Source organism: Pacificoceanicola onchidii, assembly GCF_004804335.1.
GTDB classification, from domain to species: Bacteria; Pseudomonadota; Alphaproteobacteria; order Rhodobacterales; family Rhodobacteraceae; genus Pacificoceanicola; species Pacificoceanicola onchidii.
Window position 1 is genome coordinate 34,945 of record NZ_SRXY01000011.1, and the last position, 14,542, is coordinate 49,486.

The window sequence follows — 14,542 nt, forward strand, 5'->3', positions numbered from 1 at the left end:
ATCGCGCCTCACAACGCTTGTTCGTAGATGGCTTGTGCCGCTTCAAGCGTCATCTCGCGTGGGTTGTTGATGAGCAGGCGTTCCTGTTTCATCGCGTCTTCGGCCAGCATCGGCAGGTGATTGTGGTTCACGCCCACCTCCGTCAGGCGGCTTTGCATGCCAAGCTCTGGGCCAAGCGCCTTGAACCCTTCGACCATGCCCTCTGCACGGGCGGCAGTGGATTTTCCGGCCAGTTCAGGAAAAACGATGGGCGCAAGATCAGCATAAAGGCCCTCGGCCTCCGGCATGTTGAACTCCATGACGTAGGGCAGAACCAGAGCGTTCGAGAGCCCGTGGGGCACGTGGAAATGCCCGCCCAGCGGATAGGCCAGCGCGTGCACCGCGGCCACGGGCGCATTGGTAAACGCCATCCCCGCGAGCATTGAGCCGATCAACATATCGCCCCGTGCATCGAGGTTTTGCGGGTCAAAACATGCGGTTCGGATGTTCGCGCCCAGAAGTTCGAGCGCCTGCTTCGCCAGACAGTCCGAGACCACGTTTTTCAAGCGCTTCGACGTGAAAGCCTCGATGGCATGGACCATGGCGTCAATCCCGGTCGCGGCCGTCACGGCAGCGGGCAGGCCGACCGTCAGCTCCGCGTCCAGAATGGCCCAGTCGGGCAGGAGCTGCGGAGAGACCACCCCTTTTTTCTCATTGGTGCCGGTGGTCACAATGGAAATCGGGGTGACCTCGGAGCCGGTTCCGGCGGTGGTTGGTGCCAGAACCAGCGGCAGGCGGTCGCCCCGTACCAGATTGACGCCGTACATCTCGTCAATCGGCTGATCGGTGTTCAGAAGGATCGAGATCAGCTTGGCCGTGTCCAGTGACGACCCGCCGCCCACCGACACTACGCAATCCACGGCTTCGGACCGGGCCTGTTCAACTGCCGACAGGATCATTTCCTGAGGCGGATCCGCGCGCACTTCCGAGAACACCCACACATCAAGCCCCGCGATCCTGAGCCCTTCCAGCGCGACATCGGCCAGCCCAAGTTCGAGGATGATCTTGTCCGTGACAAAGGCCGCTTTCCGGCATCCCCGCGCTGCAAGGATCTTGCCAATCTCTGCCGTGGCCCCGGCCTCTGACAAAACTGAACGGGTTGTTTGAAAACTGAATGATTTCATCGCACCTGCCTCAGATCGGGGACGCCAAGGACTTGAGCTTGGCTGTCAGTTTCATGTTTTCGCGGTAATCAACCGGGCAATCGATGATTGAGACCGTCCCGTCACCAAGCGCGGTCTGCAGCGTCGGCAGCAGGTCCTCGGTCTTCTCGACACGATACCCCTTGGCCCCGAAGCTCTCTGCGAACTTGACGAAGTCGGGATTGGTGAAATCGACCTGGGTGTTTCGCCCGAAATGGCGGTCCATGTGCCACTCGATCAGCCCATATTTGCTATCGTTGAAGATCAGGATCACCAGGTCGAGACCCAGCCGCATGGCCGTTTCGATTTCCTGGTTGTTCATCATGAACCCGGCGTCGCCACAAACCGCCACGGCCTTGCGATCCGGGTAGGCCAGCTTGGCGGCAATCGCACCGGGCAGCGCGATGCCCATCGAGGCGAACCCGTTCGAGATGATACAGGTGTTCGGCGCTTCGGCCTGATACATCCGCGCCATCCACATCTTGTGCGCGCCGACATCGGAAATCACGATGTCGTCCTCTTCGAGAGCGTTTCTGAGATCCCTTACGATCTTCTGCGGTTTGACCGGAAACTCCGTGTCCTGGGCGTGCTCTGCCATCTCGCTTTGAATGACGGTGTGCAGCTTGTGAATTTCGCTGTCAGGACGACGCCGCGCCTTTTGTGCGATCCGCTCGAGCGAGTCTCCCAAGACCCCGATCACACCGGCTTCGACGATGTAATGCGCATCAACTTCGGCGGGGCTGTCGTCAATGTGGATGATCCGCTTGTCGCGGTTCGGGTTCCACAAGGCCGGATGGTACTCGACCATGTCGACACCAATGCAGATCACCAGATCGGCGGCCTCAACACCGAAGGAGACATAGTCCTTTGCCTTCAGGCCAATGGTGCCGAGGCTCAGGGAATGGCTCTGGGGCATGGCGCCTTTGGCCATGAAGGTCGTCGCCACCGGGATGTTCAGCTTCTCGGCGAAATCCACCAGCGCCTCGGACGCGCCATCGCGGATGATGCCGTTGCCAACCATGATGACCGGAGCCATGGCGTCGGTAATCAGGGCCGCAACCGCAGCACATTTGCCAACCGGGGCCGTGGGCGGCTGGGGCGATTGTTTGCGCAGAGGCTCCATGTCCGGAATGTCCGTGCTCGCGATGTTCTCGGGCAGGTCAATGAACGAACATCCCGGTTTTTTGGCCTCGGCGGTCTTGAACGCTTTGCGGACGATTTCGGGAATGATCTCTGGCTCCCGGATCTGTGTGGAATACTTTGAGATCGGATCAAACAGGTTCACCAGATCGAGGATCTGGTGGCTCTCTTTGTGCATCCGGTCCGTGGACCCCTGCCCCGCAATCGCGACAATCGGCGCGCGGTCCATGTTCGCGTCAGCTACGCCGGTGACGAGGTTTGTTGCGCCGGGCCCGAGCGTCGACAGGCAAACACCGGCACGCCCCGTCAGGCGCCCATAGACATCCGCGATGAAGGCCGCGCCTTGCTCGTGACGGGTTGTGACAAACTTGATCTTGGAGTCGATCAAGGCGTCCATCACGTCAATGTTCTCTTCGCCCGGGACCCCGAACATGTATTCGACGCCTTATTTCTCGAGGCATTTCACGAACAACTCTGAGGCTTTCATACCGATCTCCTATGGTGTAGCGCTCAGCGCCGCCGGGGTTTGCCGGCGGATCACTGTCATTTTTTCGATTGTCATATCGTCAAGGGTGCCCGGTATGCCGCCGGTGCCCAGACCTGAGGGTCCGAGGCCGGCAAATGGCATCCAGTCAACGCGAAAGGCGGTGTGGTCATTGACCATGACCGCGGAGCCGTTCAGCCGATCCGAGACCTCCAGCGCCGTGTCGAGGTCGCGGGCAAACACTGCGGCCTGAAACGACGCCTCGACCGCATTGGCCCGCGCAATGGCGTCACCCAGAGAGGCGCAGCGGAAGAGTGCAATCACCGGGCCAAAGACTTCCTGACGGGCGATTTCACTGCTGTCCGGAGGATCGAGCAAAATTGTGGGGGCGTAGCAGGTCGTGCCGACAGGTTCGCCGCCGCACAGGAGCGCCGCGCCAGCCTCGCGCGCTGCATCCACCCATGTGCCGACACGTTGGACTTCGCGTTCCGCGATGAGCGGGCCGACATCGGTCTCCGGATGTGCCGGATCGCCGGTCTTTAGTTTGGACGCCGCCGCGACAAGTTTCTCGGCCAGCTGGTCGGCCACTGTCCCCACCACAAACACACGCTGGACAGACACGCAGACCTGCCCGGCGTGGTAGAAGCCGCCTTTTGTGATCGCCTGCGCGGCCAGTTCCAGATCCGCATCCTCGGCCACAATCACCGGCGCAACGCCGCCATGCTCCAGGGCGCAGCGGGTGCCTGCGGCCAGCTTGCTGCGCAGGGACCAGCCAACGCGCGCCGAGCCGATGAAACTGAAGAAGGCCACGCGCGGATCAGTCACCAGCGCCTCGGCATCGTCATTCGACGCCAGAAGAACGCGGCACCGGTCTTCGGGCCAGCCCGCTTCCCGCAGGATGCGCACGTAGTCCAGACAGGACAGCGGCGTTGCCAGGGACGGCTTGACGATCACCGGGCAGTCCGCCGCAACCGCAGGCAATCTGATGCGCGATGAGATTGAGCGGGTGATTGAACGCGCTGACGGCCACCACGGGCCCGATCGGCACTCGCCGCGTGAAAGCGATCCGGCCATCGCCCGCCGCGCTCAGATCCATCGGGATCTCCTGCCCCCGCTCACCGACCAGAAGCTGCCCAGCCAACCGCGTGCTTTGCGCCGCCCGATCCACCTCAACCAGCGCATCCCGCAGCGGCTTGCCTCCCTCCAGCGCAATCTGCATCGCCAGCCGGTCACGATCCGCCAATATCATCGCCGCCGCGCGCTCCAGAATCTCAACGCGGCGAAAAGCGGGAATGTGTTCGCGGCGACATGTGATGTCATGAGCAGAGGCGAGAGCCGCTTCAACATCTTCGGACGTGGCAGCCGCGAGGTCGGTCACAAACGCCCCGGAATACTTGTTTGAAACAGAAATGCTCACGGCGCTCTCCACCTTCACGGCATCGTGCCACGCCACAGCGTGGGATGGGCTTTTTCGTATTGCTTTGGATAGACCAGATCGACGCCCAACTCTTTGGCCGCGTGCCACGGCCATCGCGGGTTGAACAAAGATTGCCGGGCGATTGCCACGATGTCTGCAGCGCCGAGGCGCAGCATGGTTTCGGCCTGATGCGGGCTCACAATCTGACCCACCGTGATGACTTTCATCGCGACCTCTGCGCGGATCGCATTGGCGAACACGGTCTGGTAGCCTGGTCCCGGTTCAATCTTCTGCAGCGGGGAGTTGCCCCCGCTCGATACGTGCAGGTAGTCGCACCCGAGCGCCTCAAGCGCTTTGGCAAATGCGATCGACCCGTCAACGTCCCAACCGCCATCCACCCAATCCGTTGCGGAAATCCGCACGCCCATCGGTTTGGCCTCTGGCCACACGCCACGCACCGCTTCAAACAGTTCGAGACCGAACCGCATCCGGTTTTCCAAAGAGCCGCCGTAGCGGTCGGTCCGCTGGTTTGAGAGCGGCGACAAGAACTGGTGCACGAGATAGCCGTGGGCGCCATGCAGCTCTATGCAATCCGCGCCAGCGGCATCAGCCCGGATCGCAGCCGCCTGGAAAGACTCAATCGCCGCCTGAATGTCTCCTGTGCTCATCTCCAACGGCACCGGAAAGCCTTCCTTCAATGCGATAGCTGATGGCGCATAGGTTGGAAACCGGTCGTCGCCTTCGAGCGGGCCGCCGCCATCCCAGTGCGGTTTATGCGCCGCTTTTCTACCAGCGTGACACAGCTGGACGCAAAACTTGGCGTCCGAGTTCTCGTGGACAAAAGCAATGACCTTCCGCAGCCCCGCTTCGTGCGCGTCCGAGTACAGCGCCAAACAATCCGGATGGTTGCGCGCATGAGCTTCGACATAGGTGCTTTCCGTGAACACCATTCCATAACCGCCCACTGAGAACTGGCCAAAGTGCATGAGATGCCAATCGGAAGCCACGCCTTCCTTGGCAGAGTATTGCGTCATCGGAGGCAGCACGACGCGATTCAAGAGCGTCATGTCCCGCAGCTCAATCGGCTGGAACAAAAGTGGAGTCATGTTGCCCCTCACTGTTAAGATGAAAAATTCTGGCCGTTTGGCGTGCGTTGCTGCAGGCGGCGTCTTCAGAGGTTCAGGTCAGAAGCACGCCAACGTTTTACCATCAAACTGAACACCAGACCGAACGGGAAGCGAAGCGTTGTTGGTTTCTTTTCTCGGCTCGGGCGCGACACATGACATTCGTCGGCATATCCTTCTGCCATCTGGTGTACTCCCAAGGCTTGGTTGACTTCCGCCCGGGATCAAAGCGCGTGGCAGAGCATTTGCTTAGCGTAAGCTGATTCATATTGCTACGTCAACGTGATTCAGGATGAATCACTTTGCGGCGCAGATGTGTTGGGTTGTTGAGCTGGGTTGAACTTGTTCAGGCGATCCGTCATCTTGGGCAAGTAATCTGTTTCCGAAAGCGCTTGAAAACAATGTGCATTGCGCATTTTGGTAAAGCGGGCCGCGGCATTGTTGAGCCTCTTCTGTGGATTGGGCTCGCTCGCTAGACGACCTGCACTGATCAAAGACAAGTTCTTTGATATTGCTAAGGCAATATTAAAGCGCCTCTTGAGTACTGAAGTCCGCCCCGTCGCGCCTCTTGGTTTGCCCTTGTTGTAGGTCAAAACCGGCCGGTGCCGACTATGGCCAATCGCATCCATGGTGGAAGGAAGGGCATGGTCGGGGCGCAGAAAGCTCATGTAACTCCCCCCAAGGTACGCAGTGAATGGCCGTCAAGCGGCTCCGTTTTCACGAGGGTGTCGCAGATCCATGGCGGACGTCTTTAGCGTCGCTCTTCAGGCATTTGACGCCTTGCATTTGGTTGTCTCAGGAACTGGCCGTTCCGGCATCTTCCATGCGATTGCGCCTGTAGACCGTTGGGGCCTCATGAAAATGACCGGAAAATGCCCGCGTGAACTGCGCCTGACTCAAATAGCCAAGGGCTTCGCTGATCTCCGCGCAGGTTTGGTCCGTGGTTGTCAACAAGCGCTCCGCCTCTTTCAGCGTGCGCTGTTGGATCAGCTCGGCCGGAGAGCATCCGTAAGCGGCCTGAGTCGCGCGCAACAAACTGCTGCGGCTGACCTTCAACGCCTTTGCATAATCCTGGACGCCCCACCGAAGGTGATATTTTCGTTCAAGCGTCGACATGAATGCTGCTGAGACGTCTTTTTGCGATGAGCTGTCCGGGTTCTGCAGCGACTTCTGCGCTTCGCCGGAAAGGCACTCGAACAACAGCTTCCATCTCATGCGGGACATCGGCGTCCGGCGCGTATCATCTGTCGGATCATCTGCAACGATCCAGCGCAGCAGTGACAACAGGTGCGGATGGACACCGGGATCAACCTGAAACACCTCGGGGCAGATCTCTGTCCTGGTGAGTAATGCGTGCCCTTCGATCAGCGGAATGCGCGCGATGAAGCCGTCCATCCCATCGCTGTTCTCCCAAAAATGCATGGTCCCCGGCGGGACGATAAAGACGGACTGCGGCTTCACCTGATAATATACCGCGTCCGCAACGCAGAGCCCCTGCCCCTTCTCGAGGACGTAGATCTCGAAGTAGTCGTGGCGGTGAAGCTGATCGGTTCTGTAGGTGACGGAGCCGAAGGCGGACCGAAGTTCCTGCGCCATGGGTCGGGTTGCGGACCGGCTTTGCAGGTACTGGCGCAGCGCGTGCATTGGTGCAACGTTTTCAACAGTTTCCATGCATGCCTCCCTGACGAACACTGTCCGCCCATGCGGTTTTTCCGCTCCAAGGCTAGTCGTCGCCGACGCAAATCGTCAAATATTTTGGTGAGTTCAAAATTCATATTTCGGAATCTCCCAATAATCGTTGAGCTGCCGCAGAGAGGCGCGAGATCGGGGTGCGAAACGGCAAATCATTTGCGCATATTGCCAAAGCAGAAAACGCGTTCGTTCCCTAGTCTCCCAAAGCTCAATGCAAAGGCGCAAACGCGCCAAGGGAGGAACATCATGAAGAAGACATTTGCCACATTGGCAGTGCTGAGTTGCATTTCATTGTCGTCGGCGGCGGGGGCGCAGGATGTGGAAGCCGAGGTCATTGCCGAGCTTCCCTACTCAGTCGGCAATGTGACCTTCTCACCTGACAACCGGGTTTTCTTTAGCCACCATCCGTTCTTTTCACCCGACGTCCGTGTCGCCGAGTTGAACGCCGATGGCAAAGGTTTCACGCCATTTCCAAATGAAAGCTGGAATACGCCGCGCGAGGGTACGGATGACTTTTTCGATTCCGTTCTTGGGCTGAGGGGCGATGAGAACGGCGTTATCTGGATCCTGGATATGGGCCACCGTCACGGTCTGACTCCGAAGATTGTCGGTTGGGACACGCGCACCGATAGTTTGGAGCGGATCTACTACATTCCGGAACCGGTTTCGATCCAGGGCTCCCAGCACAACGATTTTGTCGTCGATCCGATCAACCGTGTTTTCGTGATTGCCGACGAAGGCATCGGGCCGGGTGGCGATGGCACGATCGCAGCTCTCGTAACTGTCGACATGAACACCGGAACCACCCGCCGGGTCTTGCAAGGACATGAAAGCACTTTGCCGGAGGACGTGCCGATCACCGTGAACGGCAGAGATCTGACCGTTCCGGACGGCAATGGCGGACAGGCTGTCATCAAGGTGGGCGCGGATGGTATTGCGCTCGATAAGAACTCCGAGTGGCTCTACTATGGTCCGCTGAACGGGGGTTGGATCTATCGTCTGAAGATGGCCGATCTGATGAACCTCGATTTGTCGGATGAAGAGCTTGGCAATCGGGTCGAAAAATACGCCGAAAAGCCCAACAACGGCGGCCTGTCCATCGACATGGATGGGAACCTGTATCTCACCGAGGTCGAAGTGACATCTGTCGGGGTTATCCCGGCTGATACCAGAGAGTACCGACGCTACGCCTCCGCGCCGAATTTGATTTGGCCCGACGGCGTCAGCTACTCCCCCGATGGGCACATGTACGTGTCGGCGGCGCAGATCTCCGAAGCGGCTTTGTTCAACGACGGAGAGGATAAGTCCGGAGCGCCGTTCTATATCTTCCGTTTCCCGCCGCTGGCTGCAGGCATTATCGGACGCTGAGAAAAGGGTGCTGCCGGGTCCGCCTGGCAGCACCTCTGGTATTCAATCTGCCAAATCGCTGCAGCGCGGTGCGAAAGACCGAAGACCGACTTCCTGCCATTCTCTTTCAACCAAAAATGGGAGGGAACCATGTTCAAACACACAACAAACGCACTCTGTTGCGCCAGCCTGCTGGCGCTTGGCGCAACCGTCGCCGCCGCTGATGGCCACGCGCCTTCGGGCCTTCAGGTTCAGGTGGTTTCAGAGTTCCACGACATTCGCCCCGCGAACCTGACCGTGACGCCTCAGGGGAGGGTCATTGCCACAATGCACCCGCTGGACAACGCGCCGATCAGAATGATGGAGGTCACCGCATCCGGGACACAGGTGCCGTGGCCGACAATGGATTGGGCCGATGGTCCGGAGAAGGGGTTGGTCGGGATCACGCAGACCGTTGGAATTGATACTGATCCCGATGGGGTTGTCTGGGTGCTCGACATGGGCGGCCCGCTGCAGGGCGCGCAGTTCATGGCATGGGATACTGTCCGAAACGAGCTTCATGCGCGGGTGCCTTTGCCGCAGGACTCCTATTTGCCGATTTCGTTTCTTCAGGATTTCGCGCTCGATGACAAACGCAACATGGCCTACATCGCCGACATGACGTTCACGCTGGACCCGGCGGATGCGCGTCCTGCGATTGTTGTCGTGAACCTCGAAACCGGAGAGGCGCGGCGGGCTATGGAAGGTGACAAGTCTTTCATCCCCGAGGATCATGAGATCGTGATCGACGGCTCGCTGGTGGGCACCAAGGATGAGGCCGGGAACTCCGTTCCTTACAAGCTGAGCCTCAACCCCATCACCATCGATCCGGAGAACGAGTGGGTCTACTATGGCGGCGTGAACGGCAAGACCGTTTGGCGGATCAAAGCCGAGCACCTTGCGTCGGACATGTCTGACGAAGAGATGTCAGCGAAGGTTGAGCTTTATGGTCCTAAAGCCTCTTCAGATGGGATCAAGGTTGACGGTGGCGGCAAGGTTTACATCACCGATGTGGTGAACAGCGCCATTGGCGTCACGACGGCCGGAAACTACGAAGTTGTTGCTCAGGACGATGTCCTTCTGAGCTGGGTTGATGGCCTCGCCATTGGGCCGGATGGGGCGGTCTATGGGACGCAAAACCACCTGCACGCGAACCCGGTTCTGAACGAAGGGGAAGATGAAAGCATCCGCCCGTTTCGCATCGTGAAAATTCAGCCTTAAGAAACTCCCCGTGGCCAACATGGCTACTTCACTGGGCGGCGCACAATCGCGCCGCCCCTTTTTGTTCCATACTTCCTTGCAAAGCGTCGTCTCGAAGCTGCGGGTGTCTTCGCCCTGCCTTCTCTCGCTTTCTTTACGCGCCAAACCTTAAAGCGGTCTGAGTTGGCGCGTCTGGGTTTTCAGGATCAACCGAAAGTACTCTATCGAACAATAAAAAGGATCACACGCTCTGAATCCAGCTTGGATAACTTGATTTTGGCTTAGTTATGTGGTTCACGTAATGATCAAATGAACAATAGGAGAGAGAAATGCTTGATCAACCCAACGCTGAGCTTTATGCGGATTGGCCTGAAGATCGCCGTCAGGAAATCGTCGCCAACTGGAACAACCGTAATGTCGGATCTCGGATCGTGTCGGAAACGGACACCCTGCGCATCTGGCATCTGTCGCTTGAGCCTGGTCAGCGCGCGCCGTTTCACCGGCATCAGGAAACCTATTTCTGGACGATCCTTGGCGAAGGGAAATCGCGCTCGCACTATCATGACGGTGCGGTCCGGGACGCCGACTACAAGGCTGGTGACACCAAGCATTTTGAGCTGAACGATGGCGATTTCTTCGTGCACGACCTGGAGAACATCGGCGACACAACGCTGTCGTTCGTCACGGTCGAGTTCAAGGCATAACTCTGGCGGTCCAGGTCGCCGGCGTTCCAGGCGGTTCTGTCGTGTGCATGTTCTGACACTTGCTACGACAGGCCCGCTTACCTCAACAATACTGATGAAATGGAGCCCGAAGCCTGTTGGCTTGCGGCAACGACGATTCCCGGCCCTTCCCCCAGCGGCGATGGCCTTTGTGGCTTCAGTGAAAGCCATATCGCGCTCCTCCATTAAAGCGTTTCGCATTTTGCGAAAGCAGGAGCGCGCGCCCGAACGGGCTACCCTTCGGAGAGGTCCGGCCCTTTCGCATCGGCCTTCTGGATCATCTCCGATGCGGTTTGTCCGGCGAGCCTTACCTTTTCGATGATTTCTGTTTCGTCGCGGATGGATCCGGAAAGAAAGCCAGCCAGAGCCGAGACACCAAGCGAGGCAACCGCGTATCCGTCGGCATCGAGGATGGGCGCACCTATACAGGCAATCTCGCTCTCGTTTTCCCTGTCGTCAAAGGCGATGCCAGACTCCAGCACCGTATCCAACTCGCGTTTGAGCGCGGCCATACTTGTTATCGTATTCTCGGTCAGCTGCTCGAATTGAATCGAGCGCAACAGGGCGTTCTTTTCGAACTTCGGCAGGAAAGCCAGCAAGGATTTCCCGACGGCGCTGCAATACAGCTCATCCTGATCGCCCGGAGCTTGCCGGATCGACACCTTCGCCTCTTTGCTCAGGGCCACCTCCGCAAGCATCGCATGCCTTTCCCGCAAAAGCGCAATATGGGCGATTTGGCCCGTGGCTTCGGCAAGATCCACGACAACTGGTCGCAATTGTTCAATCATCCGGTCAGTGGTTGAAAAGCTTTGCGCTATTTCGCGGATCTTGTCGCCCGGACCGTACGCCTTGCCGACTGCGAGCCGTGAAATGTAGCCCAACTCTTCAAGCGTTTTCAGAATGCGATGTGTGCTCGCCATATCCAGGTCAAAGGCTTCGGCCACGTCTTTTAGCCGGATCGCTCTGCGACTGAATGCAACGAACTCGAATACCTCGAGCCCACGGGCAAGAGACTGTGCAGGAAGCGATTTGGAAGCCTGTTTTTTCATGACCATTGCATACTAAGAATTGCATAGGCTGCCAACACGGCGGGCCGCTTTCGGCCCGCCCGTTTGCTCATTCAGCCGCCGTACATCAAGTTTGGCAGGAACAACGACAGGATCGGGAAGGCAAATATCAAGGCCAGCACAATGATCTCGACCTGCAGGAACCACCAGATGCCTTTGTAGATCTCTCCGAATGTGAAATTTGGCGCCACGCTTTTCAGCACGAAGGCGTTCAGACCGACCGGTGGTGTGATCAGCCCGATCTCCAGCGCCTTGGTCACCAATACACCGATCCAGATCGCATCGAACCCGAGCTTTGTAAGGGCGGGCAGAAAGATCGGTACGGTCAGGAACATCACCGAGATCGGATCGATGAACAGCCCGAGGATCAGCATCAGGATAAGATACATGATCATCAGCATATGCGGGTGCACATCCATGCCCACGATGGTTTCGGTGATGGCCGAAGACGTACCGCTGACGGCGAGGAACGAGGTGAACACGAGAGCGCCAACCATGATGATGAAGATCACAGAAGTGGTTTTTGCGGTTTCCAAGAACACGTTTCCGAGGATCTTGAGGGTCAATCGACGGCGGAACAGCGCGATCAGGAACGCTCCGGCCGCGCCCATTGCGCCGGCTTCGGTCGGGGTGAAGACGCCCGCATAAATCCCGCCGATCACAACAAAGGCCAGCAAAACAGCCGCCCAGATGTTCTTGATCGCAGAGATCTTTTCGGGCTTGGTGGCCGGGGGGAGCGGCGGGGCCAGCTCCGGTTTCCGCAGCACACGAATGTAAATCATGATGCCGAACGCCAGCGCGGTCAGAAGGCCCGGAATGATCCCGGCGATAAACAGCCTTGGAATGGATTCCTGTGCAATGATGCCAAACACGATCAGCACCACGCTGGGCGGGATCATCCCGGCCAGCGTCCCGACAGTGGCGATACACCCTGCTGCAAGGCGACGATCGATGTTAGCCTTCATCATTTCGGGCAGAGCGACCTTGCCGAAGATCGCGGTGGTCGACGTGGTTGAACCGGAACAGGCCGCAAAGCCGACAGCCGCCATTGTGGTGGCAAGCACAAGGCTGCCGCGAATGTGGCCGACCAGAGCCCTTGCAGCACGGAACATATCGTCCGTCACCCCGGAGGCGATTGCCATGTGGCCCATCAGCAAAAACAGCGGCACCGCACTCAGCGAGTAGCCCGAACCGATGTCAAACAGGCGCGCGCCAAGCGTCTTGAACGCAGACTCCATCCCGCGCGTCGCGGCAAATCCTACGGCCCCGGCGAGCAGCAGGGTGAACCCGACAGGCACACGCAGGGCCAGCAGCACACCGGCGCCAGCGACAACCAGAATTGGAATAGTCGGATCCATCTCAAACTTCCTCGTGTAGAGCTTCGTGGCGGTCTTCGATCAGCGAGTCCTGGAAAACCAGTTGGCCAAGCTGCTTCAGAAAACGCGCCGCGAGAAAAAACAGGCCAATCGGGATCATGATCCGCGCAGGCCAGGTCAGGACAGCGATGGCCCCAAGGATTGTGTCGCCCATGGTGTAGTTCTCCCACGCAGAGACGCCGGTGAACCATGTGAGCGCGGCGGTAAATGCAAAGAGAACGGCCAGTTGCGTCCCTTGCATCGCCTTGCGCATGGGGCGGGGCAATTTGTCGTAGAGCGCCTCGATCGCGATATGCGCGTTTTCCCTCTGTGCCAGAGCTAGGCCGAGATAGATCACGAACACAAAGGCAAGGCTTACGAATGAATAGGAGCCGGGAACATTCCATGGCGTCAGGTAACGAACCAGGACGTCGGCAACGGTGATGACCATCATGAAGGCCACGGCGGCGGCGGAAACATAGCTGAGCGTGTTTTCCAGCTGTTTTTGAAGTTTGAACATCGCAGTGTCCTCCTTTGTCGAAACACCACTCCGGAGAATGGGTAACGGCCTGCCCCGAGGAGCAGGCCGTCTTGGCAATGGGCGGGTGTTAGCCCTGCTCGTCCGCCATGGCCTTGTAGGCATCGAGCAAAGCCTGACCGTCGACACCGGATTCCTTCATGCCTTCGACCCAGGTCGCCCAGGAGGCTTCACCGGCGGCAACCAGCTTGTCGACGTCGTTGAAGCTGACGCTTTTGACACCCAGTTCACCGGTCAGCGTTTGCGCTGCGGCTTCCTGTTGGGCCAGCATCAGTTCCATCGAGCGCTCGACCATTTCGGCGTTCAGGTCTTCGATGATTTTCTGGATATCTTCGGGAAGTTCGGCCCATGCATCTTTGTTGATGACCAGGGTCATCGGCATGTAGTACCAGTCCAGCCCCTCGTACCAGTAGGGGAAGATGTCGCCGAAGCCGAAATCAACCATGTCCGACGGGCCGCCCATGGTGACCGCCTCGACCACTTTCTTTTCAGCTGCGGCAGGAAGCTCGCCGAAGGGGATCGCATAGGACGTGATGCCCGCGGCGGTCAGCGCGTCAGCCGACCCGCCGTGCGCCCGGATTTTGATCTCGCCAAGGTCTTCAATCGTCTTGACCTCGTCGTAGGACATCATCTGCATCCAGATCCATGTTCCATTGAACATGAACTTCTGGTTCAGAGCGTCGAACTCCTGCTTGAAATCATCCGAGCTGTAGAAGTCGTGCATGATCTTGTTGTGCTCAAGAACATCGTCCGACAGGAATGGCAGGATTCCGAGTGTCGCCCGCGGATACAGTCCCGGATTGTAGACCGATGAGACCTGCCCCACGTCAAACGAGCGCGCCTTCAGGCCGGTCGGCTGACCGGAAAATTTGCCAAGCGCACCGCCGAACAGGCGCGTGAACTTGACGCGTCCGTCAGTGCGCTCTTCCACTTCGTCCATCCAGACGCGGGCGGATTCATTCAGGCCAGCTTCACCAAAGGCGGCATGGAACGTCAGGTTGTAGTCGGCTGCAGTTGCAGCGCCCGCTGTGGTGGTTGCTGCCACGGCCAGTGCGGCAAAGGCTTTCTTCATCGAGATCATTTTGGATCTCCTTTTCTGCGATGATTGGGGCCAGTGTTCTTCCTCCTCCTCGTCGGTCAAACACCTGGGCTCTCGTATGGTTTATTGTTTGGGTTCAGTGGTTTGGCGCGGGAATTCCCTCTCTCCTTCCTCCTCTGTGGAATGCCGTGTCGCGC

At 58.5% G+C, this 14,542-nt stretch carries 13 protein-coding genes and 1 pseudogene; 3 read left to right on the plus strand and 11 right to left on the minus strand.

The window, feature by feature from the left end; translation table 11 throughout:
- Nucleotides 1-8 precede the first annotated feature (8 nt).
- The 7 genes and pseudogenes from E4662_RS22405 to E4662_RS22430 form a co-directional block, all read right to left on the minus strand.
- The gene (locus tag E4662_RS22405) at nt 9-1,163 is read right to left on the minus strand and encodes an iron-containing alcohol dehydrogenase (RefSeq protein ID WP_136443870.1); all 1,155 of its coding nucleotides are present in this window, start codon (nt 1,161-1,163) and stop codon (nt 9-11) included.
- Between the two features lie 10 nt (nt 1,164-1,173).
- A complete protein-coding gene (locus E4662_RS22410; protein ID WP_240705298.1) occupies nt 1,174-2,754 on the minus strand; it encodes an acetolactate synthase large subunit in 1,581 nt (526 codons plus the stop codon).
- A gap of 63 nt (nt 2,755-2,817) precedes the next feature.
- Nucleotides 2,818-4,336 (minus strand): annotated as a pseudogene (locus tag E4662_RS24545) (aldehyde dehydrogenase family protein).
- Nucleotides 4,237-5,328, minus strand: coding sequence for an NADH:flavin oxidoreductase/NADH oxidase (locus tag E4662_RS22420; RefSeq protein WP_136443871.1), 1,092 nt, complete (start codon nt 5,326-5,328; stop codon nt 4,237-4,239). The pseudogene E4662_RS24545 and the gene E4662_RS22420 overlap by 100 nt, the downstream one beginning before the upstream one ends.
- Nucleotides 5,329-5,393: 65 nt before the next feature.
- Nucleotides 5,394-5,531, minus strand: coding sequence for a hypothetical protein (locus E4662_RS24185; protein ID WP_168798054.1), 138 nt, complete (start codon nt 5,529-5,531; stop codon nt 5,394-5,396).
- Between the two features lie 102 nt (nt 5,532-5,633).
- The gene (locus tag E4662_RS22425) at nt 5,634-6,014 is read right to left on the minus strand and encodes a hypothetical protein (protein ID WP_136443872.1); all 381 of its coding nucleotides are present in this window, start codon (nt 6,012-6,014) and stop codon (nt 5,634-5,636) included.
- Between the two features lie 127 nt (nt 6,015-6,141).
- Nucleotides 6,142-7,017, minus strand: coding sequence for a helix-turn-helix domain-containing protein (locus tag E4662_RS22430; protein ID WP_136443873.1), 876 nt, complete (start codon nt 7,015-7,017; stop codon nt 6,142-6,144).
- A gap of 267 nt (nt 7,018-7,284) precedes the next feature.
- On the opposite strand from E4662_RS22430, the gene E4662_RS22435 reads away from it, so the two are divergent.
- The 3 genes from E4662_RS22435 (at nt 7,285) to E4662_RS22445 (ending at nt 10,328) form a co-directional block, all read left to right on the plus strand.
- A complete protein-coding gene (locus E4662_RS22435) occupies nt 7,285-8,406 on the plus strand; it encodes an L-dopachrome tautomerase-related protein (RefSeq protein ID WP_136443874.1) in 1,122 nt (373 codons plus the stop codon).
- A 129-nt stretch (nt 8,407-8,535) separates the two neighbouring features.
- Nucleotides 8,536-9,645, plus strand: coding sequence for an L-dopachrome tautomerase-related protein (locus E4662_RS22440; protein ID WP_136443875.1), 1,110 nt, complete (start codon nt 8,536-8,538; stop codon nt 9,643-9,645).
- A 308-nt stretch (nt 9,646-9,953) separates the two neighbouring features.
- Nucleotides 9,954-10,328 (plus strand): cupin domain-containing protein, encoded by a 375-nt coding sequence (locus tag E4662_RS22445; protein ID WP_136443876.1) that lies wholly within the window; start codon nt 9,954-9,956, stop codon nt 10,326-10,328.
- 251 nt (nt 10,329-10,579) lie between these two features.
- On the opposite strand, the gene E4662_RS22450 is transcribed toward E4662_RS22445, so the two are convergent.
- From E4662_RS22450 to dctP, 4 genes are all read right to left on the minus strand, one after another.
- On the minus strand, nt 10,580-11,395 hold the full coding sequence (locus E4662_RS22450) for an IclR family transcriptional regulator (RefSeq protein WP_168798055.1): 816 nt from the start codon (nt 11,393-11,395) through the stop codon (nt 10,580-10,582).
- A gap of 71 nt (nt 11,396-11,466) precedes the next feature.
- Complete coding sequence (locus tag E4662_RS22455) at nt 11,467-12,771, minus strand: TRAP transporter large permease (protein ID WP_136443878.1); 1,305 nt, start codon at nt 12,769-12,771, stop codon at nt 11,467-11,469.
- Nucleotide 12,772: 1 nt separating this feature from the next.
- The gene (locus tag E4662_RS22460; RefSeq protein WP_168798056.1) at nt 12,773-13,288 is read right to left on the minus strand and encodes a TRAP transporter small permease; all 516 of its coding nucleotides are present in this window, start codon (nt 13,286-13,288) and stop codon (nt 12,773-12,775) included.
- Nucleotides 13,289-13,376: 88 nt separating this feature from the next.
- Entirely contained in the window at nt 13,377-14,387 is a 1,011-nt protein-coding gene (dctP, locus tag E4662_RS22465) for a TRAP transporter substrate-binding protein DctP (protein ID WP_136443880.1), read from the minus strand.
- Nucleotides 14,388-14,542 lie beyond the last annotated feature (155 nt).